The sequence below is a fragment of the Myxococcota bacterium genome (genome assembly GCA_039030075.1).
Classification (GTDB): Bacteria; Myxococcota_A; UBA9160; order UBA9160; family SMWR01; genus JAHEJV01.
In genome coordinates this window covers 101,795-116,856 of record JBCCEW010000018.1, presented here as the reverse complement: position 1 = coordinate 116,856, position 15,062 = coordinate 101,795, and the positions used below count along the sequence as shown (strand labels likewise).

At 70.4% G+C, this 15,062-nt stretch carries 18 protein-coding genes; 11 read left to right on the top strand and 7 right to left on the bottom strand.

Annotated elements, in window-relative coordinates; all coding sequences use genetic code 11:
- The 6 genes from AAF430_18680 to AAF430_18655 form a co-directional block, all read left to right on the top strand.
- On the top strand, positions 1-269 hold a 269-nt coding region (locus tag AAF430_18680), incomplete at its 5' end, for a M23 family metallopeptidase (GenBank protein ID MEM7412261.1).
- Positions 221-991, top strand: coding sequence for a DNA/RNA nuclease SfsA (gene sfsA, locus AAF430_18675; GenBank protein ID MEM7412260.1), 771 nt, complete (start codon positions 221-223; stop codon positions 989-991). The genes AAF430_18680 and sfsA, both read left to right, overlap by 49 nt.
- Positions 988-2,082, top strand: coding sequence for an A/G-specific adenine glycosylase (gene mutY, locus AAF430_18670; protein MEM7412259.1), 1,095 nt, complete (start codon positions 988-990; stop codon positions 2,080-2,082). The genes sfsA and mutY overlap by 4 nt, the downstream gene beginning before the upstream one ends.
- A complete protein-coding gene (locus AAF430_18665) occupies positions 2,079-2,609 on the top strand; it encodes a Smr/MutS family protein (protein MEM7412258.1) in 531 nt (176 codons plus the stop codon). Before mutY ends, AAF430_18665 begins: the two co-directional genes overlap by 4 nt.
- Positions 2,610-2,709: 100 nt before the next feature.
- Positions 2,710-3,795, top strand: a complete 1,086-nt coding sequence (gene aroC, locus AAF430_18660) for a chorismate synthase (GenBank protein MEM7412257.1) — start codon at positions 2,710-2,712, stop codon at positions 3,793-3,795.
- Between the two features lie 12 nt (positions 3,796-3,807).
- A complete protein-coding gene (locus AAF430_18655) occupies positions 3,808-4,998 on the top strand; it encodes a cytochrome P450 (GenBank protein MEM7412256.1) in 1,191 nt (396 codons plus the stop codon).
- A 57-nt stretch (positions 4,999-5,055) separates the two neighbouring features.
- Here AAF430_18655 and AAF430_18650 read toward each other — a convergent pair whose 3' ends face one another.
- Positions 5,056-5,697, bottom strand: a complete 642-nt coding sequence (locus AAF430_18650) for a TetR/AcrR family transcriptional regulator (GenBank protein ID MEM7412255.1) — start codon at positions 5,695-5,697, stop codon at positions 5,056-5,058.
- 234 nt (positions 5,698-5,931) lie between these two features.
- Between AAF430_18650 and AAF430_18645 the strand changes: the two genes are divergently transcribed.
- Positions 5,932-7,326, top strand: coding sequence for a wax ester/triacylglycerol synthase family O-acyltransferase (locus AAF430_18645; GenBank protein ID MEM7412254.1), 1,395 nt, complete (start codon positions 5,932-5,934; stop codon positions 7,324-7,326).
- On the opposite strand, the gene AAF430_18640 is transcribed toward AAF430_18645, so the two are convergent.
- Together AAF430_18640 and AAF430_18635 are read right to left on the bottom strand one after the other, a co-directional pair.
- Positions 7,323-7,541 carry a ferredoxin gene (locus AAF430_18640; protein MEM7412253.1) on the bottom strand — a complete coding sequence of 73 codons (219 nt, stop codon included), beginning with the start codon at positions 7,539-7,541 and terminating at the stop codon, positions 7,323-7,325. The two genes, AAF430_18645 and AAF430_18640, sit on opposite strands and share 4 nt — an antisense overlap.
- Positions 7,542-7,580: 39 nt before the next feature.
- Positions 7,581-8,789 carry a cytochrome P450 gene (locus AAF430_18635; protein MEM7412252.1) on the bottom strand — a complete coding sequence of 403 codons (1,209 nt, stop codon included), beginning with the start codon at positions 8,787-8,789 and terminating at the stop codon, positions 7,581-7,583.
- Positions 8,790-8,974: 185 nt separating this feature from the next.
- Here AAF430_18635 and AAF430_18630 point away from each other — a divergent pair, with 185 nt between their 5' ends.
- Positions 8,975-9,985, top strand: a complete 1,011-nt coding sequence (locus tag AAF430_18630; protein MEM7412251.1) for an SGNH/GDSL hydrolase family protein — start codon at positions 8,975-8,977, stop codon at positions 9,983-9,985.
- Here the strand turns inward: AAF430_18630 and AAF430_18625 are convergent.
- Together AAF430_18625 and AAF430_18620 are read right to left on the bottom strand one after the other, a co-directional pair.
- The gene (locus tag AAF430_18625) at positions 9,982-10,425 is read right to left on the bottom strand and encodes a DUF4079 family protein (protein MEM7412250.1); all 444 of its coding nucleotides are present in this window, start codon (positions 10,423-10,425) and stop codon (positions 9,982-9,984) included. The genes AAF430_18630 and AAF430_18625 overlap by 4 nt on opposite strands.
- Positions 10,422-11,147, bottom strand: coding sequence for a molybdopterin-binding protein (locus tag AAF430_18620; GenBank protein ID MEM7412249.1), 726 nt, complete (start codon positions 11,145-11,147; stop codon positions 10,422-10,424). The genes AAF430_18625 and AAF430_18620 overlap by 4 nt, the downstream gene beginning before the upstream one ends.
- Positions 11,148-11,237: 90 nt before the next feature.
- Here AAF430_18620 and AAF430_18615 point away from each other — a divergent pair, with 90 nt between their 5' ends.
- The 3 genes from AAF430_18615 to AAF430_18605 all read left to right on the top strand — a co-directional run bounded on the left by AAF430_18615 (position 11,238) and on the right by AAF430_18605 (position 13,208).
- On the top strand, positions 11,238-11,528 hold the full coding sequence (locus AAF430_18615) for a 2Fe-2S iron-sulfur cluster-binding protein (GenBank protein ID MEM7412248.1): 291 nt from the start codon (positions 11,238-11,240) through the stop codon (positions 11,526-11,528).
- A 79-nt stretch (positions 11,529-11,607) separates the two neighbouring features.
- Positions 11,608-11,973, top strand: a complete 366-nt coding sequence (locus AAF430_18610) for a CbiX/SirB N-terminal domain-containing protein (GenBank protein MEM7412247.1) — start codon at positions 11,608-11,610, stop codon at positions 11,971-11,973.
- Positions 11,970-13,208, top strand: a complete 1,239-nt coding sequence (locus AAF430_18605) for an MFS transporter (protein MEM7412246.1) — start codon at positions 11,970-11,972, stop codon at positions 13,206-13,208. The genes AAF430_18610 and AAF430_18605 overlap by 4 nt, the downstream gene beginning before the upstream one ends.
- Positions 13,209-13,253: 45 nt before the next feature.
- Here AAF430_18605 and AAF430_18600 read toward each other — a convergent pair whose 3' ends face one another.
- Positions 13,254-13,805: an NUDIX hydrolase gene (locus tag AAF430_18600; protein ID MEM7412245.1), complete on the bottom strand. Its 552-nt coding sequence runs from the start codon at positions 13,803-13,805 to the stop codon at positions 13,254-13,256.
- A gap of 11 nt (positions 13,806-13,816) precedes the next feature.
- Positions 13,817-15,037 (bottom strand): MFS transporter, encoded by a 1,221-nt coding sequence (locus AAF430_18595; protein MEM7412244.1) that lies wholly within the window; start codon positions 15,035-15,037, stop codon positions 13,817-13,819.
- Positions 15,038-15,062 lie beyond the last annotated feature (25 nt).

Here is a 15,062-nt window from a genome sequence, read left to right as displayed (position 1 = left end):
GGGTCATCTCCGCAACGTGGGTTACAATCCACCCCGGCCGCGGGCTCGTCCCGCCCTACGCACACCGGTCGCCCCGGGCCGGCCGGGCGGGCGACTCCGTCGACGTCGACGAACGCCTCGGGCTCTCCGGCGCCACCGGGCTGGCCGGGGGCGACCACCTGCACTTCGCGATCCTGGTTGGCGATACCTACGTCGACCCGCTGGAATGGTGGGACCCGAAATGGATCGCCTCGCACGTCGCCCCGAACCTGCCCCTGCCCGGAAGCTGAGCCTCGCCGTCGACGCGCCCCTGCGCGCGCGTTTCCTGCGTCGCTACAAGCGCTTCTTCGCCGACGTCGAGACCGAGGACGGCGAGACGCTCACGGTCCACTGCCCGAACCCGGGCTCGATGAAGGGCTTCCACCGTCCGGGCGCGGCGGTGCGTTGCTCGGTGCACGACGATCCGCGCCGCAAGCTGCGCCACACCCTCGAGATGATGCGAGTGGGCCGCGTCTGGGTGGGGCTCCACCCTGGTCTCGCGAACCCGGTGGTGGAGGCCGCACTGCGGGGCGGGCTCCCGCAGGAGCTGTCGGGCTACCGGGAGATCGCGCGCGAGGTGACGCCGCCCGCCGGGGTCCACGACGGTACCCGCAGCCGACTCGACTTCGGGCTCGGCGACCACCCGAGCGACCCGCGCCCCGCCTACGTCGAAGTGAAGAGCGTGACCCTCGCAGAGGGTTCGGTCGGCCGCTTCCCCGACAGCGTGACCGAGCGAGGCAAGAGACACCTCGAAGTGTTGGGCAAGCTCCACGCCAACGGCGCACGGGCGGCGCTGGTGTTCCTGGTGCAGCGCGCCGACTGCGACACGGTCGCCCCCGCCGATGACATCGATCCGGCCTACGGCGAAGCACTGCGCCAGGCCGCCGCCGATGGCGTCGAGCTCTACGCGCTCGGCGCTCGCGTGACGGCGCGCGGCATCGCGGTCGAACGCACCCTGCCGGTGGTGCTGTGAGCGACACCTCCCCCACGAAGCCTGCGAAGCCCGCGACTCTGCGGCGCGCGATCCTCGCGTGGTATCACGCGAACCGGCGGGACCTTCCCTGGCGTCGCACGGACGACGCCTACGCCATCTGGATCTCCGAGGCGATGCTCCAGCAGACCCGGGTCGAGACGGTGATCCCCTATTGGGAACGTTTCCTCGCGCGCGTCCCCGACCCGACCGCTCTGGCGACGGCCGACGTCGACGACGTGCTCGGCCTGTGGGCCGGGCTCGGCTACTACTCGCGCGCCCGCAACCTCCACCGCGCCGCGCAAGAGATCGTCGAGCGCCACGGGGGCAACGTTCCCGACGACGTGGACGACCTGCTCGCGCTGCCCGGGGTCGGGCGCTACACAGCGGGCGCGGTCGCCTCGATCGCCTTCGACAAGCCCGCTCCGCTCGTCGACGGCAACGTCGAGCGCGTGCTGACGCGGCTCTACGGGATCGACGGCGAGGTGAAGAGCGTGCCGGTCCAGCGTCGGCTCTGGGACGAAGCGGCCGCCCTCGTCGAAGGCGAGGAACCCGGCGCGCTCAACCAGGCGCTGATGGAGCTCGGCGCCACGCTGTGCACGCCGCGCGCGCCGCGCTGCCTGGCCTGCCCGTGGACGAAGCACTGCCGCGCCCACGCCGAGGGTCGCGAAGAGGCGCTCCCGGTGAAGAAGCGCGCGCGCGCCGCGAAGCGCGTGGCCGCGGCGGGCGTCTGGCTCGAGCGCGACGGCAAGGTGCTCGCGGTGCAGCGCCCGAAGGAAGGGCTGCTCGGCGGGCTATGGGAGCTGCCCGGGGGCGACCTCGATGCGAAGGAGGACCCGGTGGCAGGACTGGCCCGCCAACTCGAGGCCCGGCTCGGCATCGAGGCCCGCGACGTCGCCGCGGTCGGTTCGGTCGAGCACCTCTTCACCCATCGCCGGCTCACACTCCACGTCTTCCGCGCGACCGCGCCGCCGGGACGCATCCGTCGGGTCGGCTGGGATGCACACCGCTGGGTGTCATCGACGGGCTTCGAGGGTCTGGCCCTGGGAGGTCCGACCCGCAAGGCGTTGGAACTGCTCGCGGGTGCGCCGTGACCCCGGGCGGCGATCCGCCGAAGCCCGGCGGCTTCGAGGCCGAGCTGCGTCGCCAGGAGGAGCGGTCCGAGCGGGCGGCCGACACCGCGGAAGACGCAGCGGAGCCCGGGGCCCCGGGGTCGGCGGAAGCGTCGGCGCCGCTGCGCCTGCCCCCGCGCCGATTCGTTCGCGAAGACGAGGGGCGCGGCCGGGCCGAGGACGTGCCGGCGAAGGTGCTGCGCCAGCTGCGCCGGGGCCAGCCCGAGCCCGACGGCGAGCTCGACCTCCACGGTCTCGACGCGCGGGCCGCCGAGGAGCAGGTCGCGTCCTACCTGCTCGACGCCCATCACGCGGGGAAGCGCTGCGTACGGGTGGTCCACGGACGCGGCCGTCACAGCGGACGCGCGGTCCTGCGCAGCGCACTCCCCGATTGGCTCAGCCAACGCGAGCTCGCGGGCATCGTGCAGGCCTTCGCGCGCTCGCCGGTCGAGCGCGACGGGGGTGGCAGCACCCTCGTGCTCTTGCGGCGACCGGCGCGCCTGCGCTGACCCCGCACCCGCTGGCGCCTCGCTTGCCCCCAACCCGGCGTGAGGCCCTCCGGCAGCCCGCCTGCCGGCGCCACTGGGTGGGAAGCCGTATTCTGGCCGCATGGCGAGCCGCTTCGGCCAACACTTCCAGATCAGCACCTTCGGCGAGAGCCACGGAGGGGGCGTCGGCGTCGTGGTCGACGGCTGCCCGCCGCGGCTGGCCCTGGAGGTGGCCGAGATCCAGCGCGACCTCGACCGCCGCAAGCCCGGCCAGAGCCGACTCACCACGCCGCGGCAGGAAGCCGACCAGGTCGAGATCCTCTCCGGCGTCTTCGAAGGCCAGACCCTGGGCACGCCGATTGGCCTGCTGGTGCGCAACAAGGACGCCCGCCCGAGCGCCTACGAGCACATGAAGGACGTCTACCGGCCGTCCCACGCCGACTACACCACCGAAGCGAAGTACGGCGTGCGCAACTGGCAGGGCGGCGGCCGTGCGAGCGCTCGCGAGACGATCGGTCGCGTCGCGGCCGGCGCGATCGCGCGCAAGCTGCTCGCGCAGGTGGCGGACATCGAAGTGCTGGCCTGGGTGAGTCGGGTTCAGGACGTCGAGAGCAAGCACGACGTAGCGGCCGTGACCCTCGAGGCCATCGAATCCAACCTGGTGCGCTGCCCCGACCCGGACGCCGCCGAAGAGATGACGACCCTGATCGATGCGGCCCGCGAGCGCGGCGACTCGCTCGGCGGCGTCGTCGAGTGCGTGGCGCGACGCGTTCCCGCCGGGCTCGGCGAGCCCGTGTTCGACAAGCTCGAGGCCGACCTGGCCCACGGCCTGATGTCGCTGCCGGCGTCGAAGGGCTTCGAAGTGGGCAGCGGCTTCGCGGGGACGCGCATGTCGGGGATTCAGCACAACGATGCCTTCCTCCCGGGACCCGACGGCGCGCCGCGCACGGCGAGCAACCGCTCGGGCGGCATCCAGGGCGGGATCAGCAACGGCGAAGACATCGTGCTGCGCGTGGCCTTCAAGCCCACCGCCACGATCTCCCAGGCCCAGCAGACCGTCACCCGCGAGGGTGCGGCCGCCACCCTCGAGGCCCAGGGCCGCCACGACCCGTGCGTGCTGCCCCGCGCCGTCCCGATGGTGGAAGCGATGGTTTGCCTGGTGCTCGCCGATCACTGGCTGCGCCAGCGGGCGGTCGACGTTCTGTAAGCTCCGCCGCGCATGTCCGACGACCACCCGACCGAAGCGCGCGCCATCGACCTCCTCGATCACCATCTCTACGAGGGCGATCCGCAGGAGACCTACACCTGGCTCCGCAACGAAGCGCCCGTGTACTGGGACGCCACCAACGAGCTCTGGGGTATCTCCCGCCACGCGGACATCGTGTCGATGTCGCGCGATCCGGGGCGCTTCTCGAGCGGGGAAGGCTCGCGACCCAACACGCCGGGCAGCGGCTCGATGATCGACAGCGACGATCCGAAGCACCTGGCCTATCGACGGCTCTTCTCGAAACAGATCACGCCGCGCGCCGTGCGCAAGCTCGAGCCGAAGGTGCGTGCGTTCGTCGACGATCTGTTCGTGAAGATCGAGGGACAGCCCGAGTTCGACCTGGTGAAGTCGCTCGCGATCCCGCTCCCGGTGCGCGTGATCCTCCACGCGCTGGGCCTGCCCGACGCGGAGTGGCCGCGCTTCGCAGAGATCGCCGAGATCACGATGGGAGCCGGAGGTGGACCCCGCTACCTCAGCGACGAGGTGATCCAGGTGGCCGGCGCCTACTTCGGCGAGGCGGCGGGCGTCGTGGCCGAGCGTCGCGAGCACCCGGCGGAGGACTGGTTCAGCGTGATGACGGCCGCCGCCGCCGAAGGGCCGGCCGCGCGCAGCGACATGGAGCTCGCCTCCGAGTCCCTGCTCTTCTTGAACGGCGGGAGTGATACGACCCGGCACGTGATCGCCGGCGGCTCCCTCGCGCTCCTTGAGCACCCCGACCAGCTGGCGCGCCTGCGCGCCGAACCCGAGCTCCTGCCCACGGCCATCGAAGAGATGGTGCGCTGGGTGACGCCGCTCCTGAACATGCGCCGCACCGCCACCGAAGACGTGAGCCTCCACGGCCGCACGATCCGCAAGGGGGAGCAGGTGCTCCTGATGTACAGCGCCGCCAACCGCGACGAGCGCGTCTTCGACGATCCCCAGCGCTTCGACATCACGCGCGACCCGAACCCGCACATCGCCTTCGGGATCGGTGCTCACTTCTGCATGGGTGCCAACATCGCGCGCATGGAGCTGCGCTGCATGTTCGAGGCGATCCTCGAGCGGCTGCCCGGGTTGCGCCGCGCGACCGAAGGGCCGCTGCCGATGTCGGCGCCGGCCTTCGCCTGCGGCTTGAAGACCCTGCCCGTCCGCGTCGACGGCTAGATCGACGTCGACGTCTGGTTCGATGTCGACGGGCAAGGCGCTCGGGAGTCGCGCTGACTAGGCCGCGTCGGTGACGGCGCGGTCCTCTCCACACAGCAGGCGCGCCATGCTCTGCAGGATCTCCGCCGCGATCGCATCGGCGTCGGGCTCGTCACCGCGCGCGATCAAGCCGGCGAGCTGTACCTGGAGCACCGCGTTCACGGTGGGCGCGAGCAGGTCGGGATCGCAGGGCAGGAACTCGCCGGAGCGCACCCCGTCTTCGATCAGCTCGCGCACCGAGAGGAGACCGCCACTCCAGGCTTCCTTCGCGTCCTTGCTCTGGGGGTCGAGACCCCAGGCGTGACCTTCCTGGAGCAGGATCCGGAAGAAGGACTCGTGCTCGATCAGGTAGCCCACGATCCCGCGGATCCCGGCGTGAAGACGCTCGAGGGCGTTGCCCTCCTGCTGCGCCGCCGCCCGGACCTCGGCGAGGAGGCCGGCCCCGCGCTCGGCGAGGATCGCGCGGTAGATGTCGTCCTTTCCGGGGAAGGCGGCGTAGAGCGTCTTCAGCGAGATCCCGGCCTCGGCGGCGAGGTCCTGCATCGAGCTGGCGGCGAAGCCGTCTTCGGCGAAGACACGCTCGGCGCAGTCGAAGACGAGCTCCCGGTACATGCGGGCGCGGGCTTCGACGAGGTTCGATTTCTTCGTGGATCGGGGCAAGAGGGATTCGCCTCGGGGTAACTGGAGTTCTCAGTATGAGCGGATTCTAGCCGCCGCGAGGCGGCGCAGCGAACCCGGGGCCGGCAGTCCGCCCTTCTCGAATCCGCAGATGGAACCTCCAAGTGCTTGTACTATATAGGGATAAGTTTTGTTTCAATCGACAGAAATGAGCCTTGCGTTGAAGATAATTTGTATTATCTTCAAGACAACCCACCACCCGAGAGGACGCGACCGATGCCGGCACGTACCGTGAATCAGCTCAGCGATGGCGACGCCATCTTCCTGTCGATGGAGACCTCGAATTCCGCGGGCCACGTGGGCGCCGTGATGGTGCTCGACCCGACCACCAGCCCCGGGTTCGGCTTCGAGCGCCTGCGCGAGCACGTCGCACGCCGCCTTTCGCTGGTGCCGCGCTTCGGTTGGAAGCTGCGCCGCACCCTCTTCGACCACGACCGCCCGTACTGGGTCGAGGCCGGGGACTACGACCCGCGCGACCACGTCGTGCGCACAGCCGTCCCCGCGCCGGGGAACGATCGCCAGCTCGCCGCGCTCACCGCGCGGCTCCACGCCCAGCCCCTCGACCCGACGCGACCGCTCTGGGAGATCTGGATCATCGAGGGCCTCGCCGACGGGCGCATCGGCATGTACATGAAGACCCACCACGCACTGGTGGACGGCTCCGGCGGTGCCGGGCTGATGGCCGTGCTGGCCGACCTCTCCCCCGAGCCGTCGGAGACGCCCTTCGTCCCCGACGCCTACGTCGAAACCGCACCGGCCACGCCGAGCGCGCTGGAGATCGCGTCGCGCTCGCTGCGCAACGCGGCGAGCCGCCCCGGTCGATTCTTCGACCACCTGGGACGCGGCGTGCGTTCGCTCGCGCGACGCAGCCCCGCCCAGCAGACCGAAGTACCGAAGCTCTTCTTCAACGAGCCGATCAGCCGACGCCGCGGCTTCGCCACCGCCCGCATCGACTTCGAGCGCGTCCGCGACCTGAAGAAGCACTTCGACGTCACGGTGAACGACGTGGTGCTCACCCTGGTCGGCTCGGCGATGAGCCGCTGGCTACGCGAGCGCGGTGAGCAGCCCGAGGCCTCGCTGGTGGCGATGTGCCCGGTCTCGACCCGCGAGGGCGACAGCATGGGCAACCAGATCACGAGCATGGCCGTGCCCCTCGCCACCGACGTCTCCGATCCGGCCGCGCGACTCTGCCACGTGCACGAGAACGCTCGCGCCGCGAAGGAAGAGGTCGCCGACGGTACCCACTTCGACTGGACCGCGGCACTCGGCGAGTCCATGGCGCCCGCCTTCACCCAGCTGGTGGTGCGCGCGGCCTACTCGGCGGCAGACTCCGCACCGCTGCCGGGGAACTTCGTCGTATCGAACGTGCGCGCCACGCCCACGCCGCTCTACCTGGACGGCGCGCGGGTCGAGTCGATGATGCCGATGTCGATCCTGGCCGTGGGCCAGGGCCTGAACGTCACCGTGGTCAGCTACACCGACCACATCGATGTCGGCATCCTCGTCGATCCCGACCTCGTGCCCGACGCCTGGGAGTTCGCCGCCCAGTTCGATCGCGCGCTCGAAGAGCTCGAGCTCGCCGCCGAGGGCGTGGTCTACCGCGCCGCCTAGGCAGGATCCGACCCCTCGCCGTCTTCGACGGCGAGGGCGTCCTCGGGACAGTTCGAAGCACCGAGTCGCGCCGCGTCGACGAGCGCGCCGGAAGGCGCCGGCTCGAGCACCACGCAGTGGCCCGCCTCGTCTTCGCCGAAGACCTCGGGCGCCAGCACGTAGCAGCGACCGTGCCCGACGCATCTGGCCGCATCGAAGCGCACGCGCGGGGCCATCGTCAGCGTGCTTCGCGCATCATGGCCTGCACGCCGCGCTCAGCGGTTCCAGACGAGTGGCAGGTACATCACCTCGCGAATGCCCGGCGAGTAGCGCGGCGTTTTGCCGGGAGCGACTTCGTAGTCGGGCAGGCGGCGATGCCATTCCTCCATCGCGACGCGCAGCTCCATGCGCGCCAGGTGGGATCCGAGGCAGCGGTGGGGACCGCCGCCAAAGGCCAGATGCAGGTTCCGCTCGCGGCCGAAATCGACGGTGTCCGCCTCGCTGAAGTGCGCGCCGTCGGTGTTCGCGGCGCCGAGCATCAGGCTCACGAGCTCGCCCTCGCGGATCGTGACGTCGCCGACGGCGACGTCCTGGGTGGCGATGCGGGGGACGCTCGTCACCGGCGTCTCCCACCGCAGCAGCTCTTCGACCGCGCCGGGCACGACCGGCGTGTCCTGGGCCAGGAGGCGGCGCTCTTCCGGGTTTGCCGCCAGGTACGCGATGTTGCAGCCGAGGGTCGCGGTGACCGTGTCGAGCCCGGCCAGGAGCAGCAGGAAGCAGATGTCGAGGATCTCGTTCTCGTCGAGCTTCTCGCCCTCGATCTCGGCGACCAGCAGCTGCTCGAGGAGCCCGTCTCCGGGACGCCTGCGACGCGTCTCGATCTCGTCCTGGAAGTAGGCGTAGATGCGGCGGCCCGTCGCGCGACGCGCTTCGGTCATGGCCTCGAAGGAGGTATCGCCGCCCTCGGGCACGAGATTCTGGGGCCGGATGATGCCGTCCTTCATCTCGAGGAAGCTCTGGAGCTCGGACGCGGGCAGACCAAAGAGCGCGAGGAACGCGGTGCACGGCAGCGGGATGGCGAAGGCTGCGTCGAACTCGCAGCCACCGTCGTCGATGAAGCCGTCGATCAATTGATTGGCGTGATCACGGATCTGCGGGGCGAGCTTCTCCATCTTCTTGCGGGAGAAGTGAGGGTCGAGCAGCCGGCGGTAGCGGGTCTGCTCGGGTGGATCGACCTGCTGCGGAATCATGGGGCGCTCGTTTCCGAGCAGCACCTTGAAGTCCATCTTCGACGAGAAGAGCTCCGGTTGGCGTAGCGCCCAGGCCACGTCTTCGTAACGCGCCAGAATCACCGCGCCGTTGAACGACGACCGACCGACGGGGCACTGCTCGCGCACCTGGGCGTAGGCCGCATGGGGGCAACGCGCGAACTCGGGATCCATGTTGTGGATCTCGCCCTTCTCGACGTCGACGAGTGTCTTCATGGGAACCTCGGGTTGCGCACAGTCTATGCGCGCGGAGACCCGACGCCCAGAAGCTTGTGCCGCGCCGTGCGCCGCAGGGAGTGAAAGGGTCCGGAAATCAGGGACTCGGAAAATCGGGGAGTCCGGGGGCGCAGAGCCGCGTGCACTGCGGGCAGGGCGCGCCGCGCGGGGGTAGGCTGACCCGCATGGCGCAGCCCGACCGCCGCAACCTCGCCTGGATCGGCGGCCCGCTGCTGGCCCTCATCTCTCTGCTGGTGGTGACGAGCATCGCCGAAGTGGTGCTGCGGGTGCAGTATGCGCGGCGCCTGGACCGCATCCTCGCGCGCGACCCGACGCGCGAGCTCTGCACCGAGGCCGACACGGACCTCATCTATCGCTACGCGCCGAACCGCTGCGGCCACAACGCCGCCGGTTATCGGGACCGCGAGCGAACGCTGGAGAAGCCCGAAGGCCGGCAACGCCTGGTCGTGCTCGGCGACTCGGTGGCCGTCGGCTCGGGCGTCGAGGTGGCCGAGCGCTTCGACCAGGCCACCGTCGATGCCCTGGCGCGCGCGGGCGTCGCGGCGGAAGCCGTCAACCTGGCGCGCACGGGCTACTCGACCTCGCAAGAGCTGTTCCTGTTGGAGACCGAGGCGTACCGCTACGCGCCCGATCTGGTCGTATGGAGCTACGTCCTCAACGATCCGGCGGACCCGGTGCACCACAACGCCAACGGACGCCTGGGTCGCTTCTACGTGCGGCCCCGGGTCCACGTCTGGCACGCCCTCGAGCGACTCCACTTCAAGTTGCGCGAGCGGTGGGCGGCGCGCGGCTGCGACGACGAGTTCCATCGGCTGATCCATTGCGCGTACGCCGACGAGGTCGCCGCGTCGATCGCGCGAATCGGCGAACTCGCTGCCCAGCACGCCACCCCCACCCTTTTCGTGATTCACCCGGTGCTCGAAGCCGACCGCGAGCTCGTGGACTCGTCCTTCGCGGAGCTTCACGCGTCGCTCGCCGCACAAGCCGAGGCTGCCGGACTCGCGGTCGTCGACCTGCTGCCGATCTACGCGGCGCACGGGAAGGAAGCGGTCCGCCAGGAGGTCGAGGGGTGGTTCGATCCCTGGCACCCGAACGCCGAGGGGCATGCGCTGGCCGGAGAAGCGATCGCGGCGGCCGCGACGCCCCTGCTGCGGGCCCAGCTCGCCGACCGCTAGGGCAAGAGCACGAAGCCGGCGATCGCCGCGGCGAGCCCCAGTACGACGGCACCCCCCCCGAGCCAGGCGTGGGCGTTTCGTGCGCTGCGATCGCCCTGCTCGAGCCGGCGCCCCTGGAGCGCCGCGCCGCCGAAGAGCACCGCGGTCGTACCGCCGAGCACGGCGTGGAAGGTGCTCATCGGCGTCCAGTCACGGAAGAGCCATACCGACAGCGGACCGCCGATCGCACCGATCAGCACCGCCACCACCGCGGGCTTCGCGATCCGCAGATGCAACGCGCGCGCTCCCTGAGGCGGGGCCGTGCGCTTCTGATACGCCCGCCGCAAGCCGAGGCCGATGCGCAGTGCAGCGACGCATCCGCCCAGCGCGATCACCATCCAGGCCGGATGGAGGTAGGCGCCCCAACGCGCCGCGATCTCGCTGGCAGCCGGGTCCGTCACTCCACCCGATGGATGGCGCTCTCGGGCAACCGTCCGAGCAGCGAGTCGAGCGCGCGCTGCACGTAGCCGGCGTCGCGGGACTCGAGGGTGAGCATGACGCGGAAGCTCTCTTCCTGGATGCGCGGATAGGAGCCGAGATGGAGTTCGGGAAACTCCTTCAACAGATCGTGGAGATCCTCGGCGATCTCGCTCTCCATCTGGCGCACGTACACGCGCTTCAACACGAAGGGGACACCGCGGAAACGACTGCGCGCCGACTCGAACTTCTTGCGGAGAAGCTCGGGAATCCCCGGGAAGATGTAGACGTTGTCGACGACCACCAGCGGGAACCACAAGTCGCCCGAGTCGAGCAGGTTCGCGCCGGCCGGGATCTGCGCCATCTTGAGCTGACTGGCGTTCGGCTTCTCGCCCATCGCGCGTTCGATGCGTGCCGCGATCGAATCGCTGTGCTCCACCTTGCGACCGAAGGCCGCGGCCACTCCCTCGATGGTGAGATCGTCGTGGGTCGGGCCGATGCCGCCCGAGGTGAACACGAAGTCGTACGCGTCGGAGAGCTCCTTCACGTACTTCGCGATCACGTCGATCTCGTCGGGGATCGTGATGATGCGTTCGACGTCGACGCCCAGCGCCCGCAACTCGCGGCACAGATACGGTGAGTTGGTATCGACGACCTTCCCGGAGAGGATCTCGTTGCCGATGACGAGGATTCCGGCGGTGGGCATGGGCCGGAGTATACGGGTTCCGACGGGCCCGGTGGCAGCGAAGGCCGCGCGCGTTTTGCACGCCCCCCACCCTCGCCCTACGCTGCGGCGATGGATTTCGAGGTTTCCTTCCCGAAGCTGGGCCGCGCGATCCGGGTGCCGTCGGGCACACGGCTCTCCGAAGCGGTGCGCGAAGCGGGCCTGCCCCTCGCCCGTGCCTGCGGACAGGAAGGCCTCTGCGGTCGCTGCGGTGTCGAGATCCTGGCGGGCGGTGAATCGCTGCCGCAGGCCGATGCGGCCGAAGAGCGCACGCGGGAACGCAACCGCATCGACCCGAACCTACGGCTCGCCTGTCGTCTGCGCGTCGCGGGCGATCTGCGGATCTCGGCGCCCTATTGGTAGGCACCAGACGACGGGTTGTCGCCCGACGGGCCGAACTCGGCCCGGCGGCAGGGCCCGACCGCGAAGCGAGGACGCTCGGGTGAAGGCGATCCTGCTGGTCGATCACGGCAGCCGACGAGAAGAGGCGAACCGCGCGCTCGAGCGGGTCGCCGAGGCGGTCCGCGACGCGCGCCCGGGCGTGATCGTCGAGGCGGCGCACATGGAGATCGCCCAGCCTGACGTCCTCGCCGGCGTGGCCCGCTGCGTGGAAGCCGGCGCCTCCGAGGTGGTCGTGTTCCCCTATTTCCTCGGACCGGGTCGCCACACCCAGCGCGACATGCCCGAGCTGGCCGACGCCGCGCGCCGGGCGCACCCGAACGTGGCGATCCGCCTGGCCGAACCCTTCGGTTTCGACCCCCGTCTGGTCTCGCTACTGCTCGATCGAGTGGACGCCACCGACGAATGAGCCGCGACGCCGCGTCGCGCACGGGCACCGTCGGGATGTCCGTGTTCTGGTTCTTCGCGCTGGGCAGCCTGGGACTCTTCTTTCCGTTCTTCAGCCTCTACCTGCGCGAGAACCTCGCCCTCTCGGGTTGGCAGGTGGGCATGGTGCTCGCGGCCCCGCCGCTGGTCGCGATCGCGGCCCAACCCTTCTTCGGCATGCTGGCCGACCGCTCGGGGAACCGCGTGGGCATGCTGGCCCTGCTCGCGATCGGGACGGGGTTGGGTCACACCGCCCTGGCCTTCGGCGAGGGCTTCGCGGGTGTTCTGCTGCTGACGACCCTGCTCGCGTTCTTCTCGACGCCGCTGATTCCTACCGCGATGTCGGTGACCTTCGCGCTCACCCAGGATCTCCACAAGCACGCCTTCGGTCTGTGTCGCACGGCGGGGACCATCGGCTTCGGCCTGCTCGTCGTCGGTTTCCCCTATCTCTTGGATGCCATCGAAGCGAGCCGTGGGCTCGCGCCCGTCGCGGACGGTCCATCGGAGCCCGCGCTGCGCGTCATGTTTCCGGCGGCTGCGATCGCCGTCGTCATCGCGGGCCTCGTGGCGCTGACGCTGCCCCGCAAGGAGGCGCTCGCGGTGCGCGCCGAGAAGCACGAGTGGCGCTCCCTGCTGCGCCACTGGCCTTTCTTGCGCGTGCTGGCGTTCGGCTTTCTCGCCTATCTCTTCATGCAGGGACCCATGGGGATCTTCCCGCTCTTCGTGCGCGCCCACGGCGGCAGCCTCGACACGGTCAGCACGCTGTGGGTGTGGATGCTCGTGCTCGAGGTGCCGCTGATCCTCTACTCGGGCGTGACCCTCGAACGGCTCGGCGCGCGCGGCGTGTTGGCCGTGGGCGTCGGCGCGGCAGCGGTGCGCTGGCTCGTGTGCGGCTTCGCACCCGAGTCGTGGTGGGTGACGCCGGTGCAGGCGCTGCACGGTGTGACGGTCGCGGGGATCGTGATCGGCGCGCCGCTCTACGTGGAAGCCGTCGTCCCCGATGCGCTGCGCTCGACCGGTCAGAACCTGCTGGCGCTGGTCGGCGTCAGCGTCGGTGGCCTGCTCTCGAATCTCGGCGCCGGCGCGCTGCTCGATTGGGCGGGCACCGACCTTCCCTACCAGATCAGCGGCGTCGGGCTGCTCTTGCTGTTGGCGCTGTTGCCCTGGCTGCTACCGCCGCCCAGTCGGATTGCGCCGGAGGGTATCGAGCCGGGTTGAACCGGAGGAGGTCGAGCCAGAGTCGGGGCTGGGCGGCGCGAGGCCCTAGCCCTCACTCCGCCACAGCTCGTAGAGGTAGACGACGGTCGCCACCAACGCGTGGTCGATCTTTCCCGCGCGGATCTGGGCCCGCAGCTCCTCCCAGGGCAGGAGTTCTACGTGAGTCTCTTCGGTGCTTTCGTTGCGCACCTCGGCGACGCGGCGCGCATCCTTCGCCAGGAATCCGTGGAGCCGGTTGTCGAAGAGCGCCGGGTTCGGGTTGATGTGACCCAACGGAATCAGTGCGTCGGGCTGGTAGCCGGTCTCCTCGAGGAGCTCCCGGGCAGCCGCCTCGGCGGGCGCCTCACCCGGGTCGACCATGCCGCCGGGCGTCTCGAGGGTGATCGTGCCCGAGCCGTGACGATACTGGCGCACCAGCACGACTTCGCCCTCGGGCGTCATGGGCAGGACATTCACCCAGTCGGTGCTCTGGATGCCGAAGAAGTGGTGATCGTCACCGGTGCGCGGCGAGCGCGTGTCCATCCGCGTCACCGAGAAGACGCGACACTCCTGGATCGTTTCGACACGGTGCACTCGCCACGGCTTGGGTCCGCTCATGGCGGCGAAGCCTAGCGCGCCGCCCAGCTCGGGAGCGTCGCCAGCTTCCCGATCCCGCGCAGTCGCAGCTGCGAGACGAGCACGATGCAGGCGATGCACATGCCGAAGATCGCGAAGGTTCCCCGAACACCGAGCCCCACGGTCACCGCCGCGATGCCGAGGGTGACGAGGGCCAGTCCGATCGCCTCCCCGCTCTCGAGCATCCCGAACAGAAACCCGCGCTCGGCGTTGGTGGCGACCCGTTGCACGAGCGACATCCCGACCACCCAGGCGTAGCCGTTCGCGACGCCGCAGAGGAAGAGCAAGAACAGAGTGGTCCATACGTCGTAGCTGGCGCCGATGCCGAAGAACGCGGCGGCCGAAACCAGCGTCGCCACGCCGTGACGCCGCACCAGGTCCGAACGCGTACCGACCGTGCGCGCGAGCAAGGCACCCGCCACGCCGCCGCAGCCCAGCATCGCCACGAGGTAGCCCGCCACCTGCCCGGTCACGCCGAGCATCTCGGCGCCGATGGCCGGTGCCAGCAGCTCGACCGCGCCGAACAAAAGGGTGGGCAGCGCGAGACAGGTCACGAGGAGCCAGCGGTCGGGTGTGAGTGCGAGGGGCGAAGGGGCGGGCGTGATGCCAGCGTCCGAGTGATCGGGCACGTGCGCTGCGCGGGTCGTCCAGGCGGCGACGGCCAGCAGGACCGACGCCACGTAGAGCACGGCCGCCGGCCCGGCCGCGCCGAGTACGAGCGCGGCGAGGAGGGGCCCCGCGAGATCGCCGACCCCTTCGAAGAGGACGATCATCGCGTTGGCCCTCGATAGCTGCGGAGCCGGTCCCGACACGACCGGCAGCAGCGTGGACACGATCGGGCGCGTCGCCGAGAGGGAAGCGCACAGGAGCGCGGCCCCGGCATAGGGCCAGAGCCCGTCTCCAAAGCCCGCCAACACGGCGCCGACGCCTGCGGCCAGCCCGGCCTGGAGGCCCAGCGCTCGGCGCAGGACGGGCCCGGACCGACTCGCGAGCGCCCCGAACGCGGGCGCGAGCACGGCGCTGGGCGCCAGCAGCAGGATCGCGAGCGCGCTGGCTTCGGCCACCCCGCCGCGCTCGTACGCGTACACGAGCAGCGCAATCCAGATCGCACCTTCTGCGATCGAGAAGGCCGCGAACGCTCCCGTCAGGCGCGCGCGGTCCTGCGACCGCTGGGCGGGGACGCTCCGGAACGGGTCTCGCGCGCGCGACTCCATGGGCCAAAGGATCGGCGTTCGATCC

Coding starts and splice junctions, on each gene's coding strand:
- aroC (MEM7412257.1), top strand. CDS start 2,710: ATGGCGAGCCGCTTCGGCCAACACTTCCAGATCAGCACCTTCGGCGAG.
- AAF430_18640 (MEM7412253.1), bottom strand. CDS start 7,541: ATGGCCCCGCGCGTGCGCTTCGATGCGGCCAGATGCGTCGGGCACGGT.
- AAF430_18595 (MEM7412244.1), bottom strand. CDS start 15,037: ATGGAGTCGCGCGCGCGAGACCCGTTCCGGAGCGTCCCCGCCCAGCGG.
- AAF430_18645 (MEM7412254.1), top strand. CDS start 5,932: ATGCCGGCACGTACCGTGAATCAGCTCAGCGATGGCGACGCCATCTTC.
- AAF430_18605 (MEM7412246.1), top strand. CDS start 11,970: ATGAGCCGCGACGCCGCGTCGCGCACGGGCACCGTCGGGATGTCCGTG.
- AAF430_18615 (MEM7412248.1), top strand. CDS start 11,238: ATGGATTTCGAGGTTTCCTTCCCGAAGCTGGGCCGCGCGATCCGGGTG.
- AAF430_18655 (MEM7412256.1), top strand. CDS start 3,808: ATGTCCGACGACCACCCGACCGAAGCGCGCGCCATCGACCTCCTCGAT.
- AAF430_18620 (MEM7412249.1), bottom strand. CDS start 11,147: ATGCCCACCGCCGGAATCCTCGTCATCGGCAACGAGATCCTCTCCGGG.
- AAF430_18630 (MEM7412251.1), top strand. CDS start 8,975: ATGGCGCAGCCCGACCGCCGCAACCTCGCCTGGATCGGCGGCCCGCTG.
- AAF430_18635 (MEM7412252.1), bottom strand. CDS start 8,789: ATGAAGACACTCGTCGACGTCGAGAAGGGCGAGATCCACAACATGGAT.
- sfsA (MEM7412260.1), top strand. CDS start 221: ATGGATCGCCTCGCACGTCGCCCCGAACCTGCCCCTGCCCGGAAGCTG.
- AAF430_18600 (MEM7412245.1), bottom strand. CDS start 13,805: ATGAGCGGACCCAAGCCGTGGCGAGTGCACCGTGTCGAAACGATCCAG.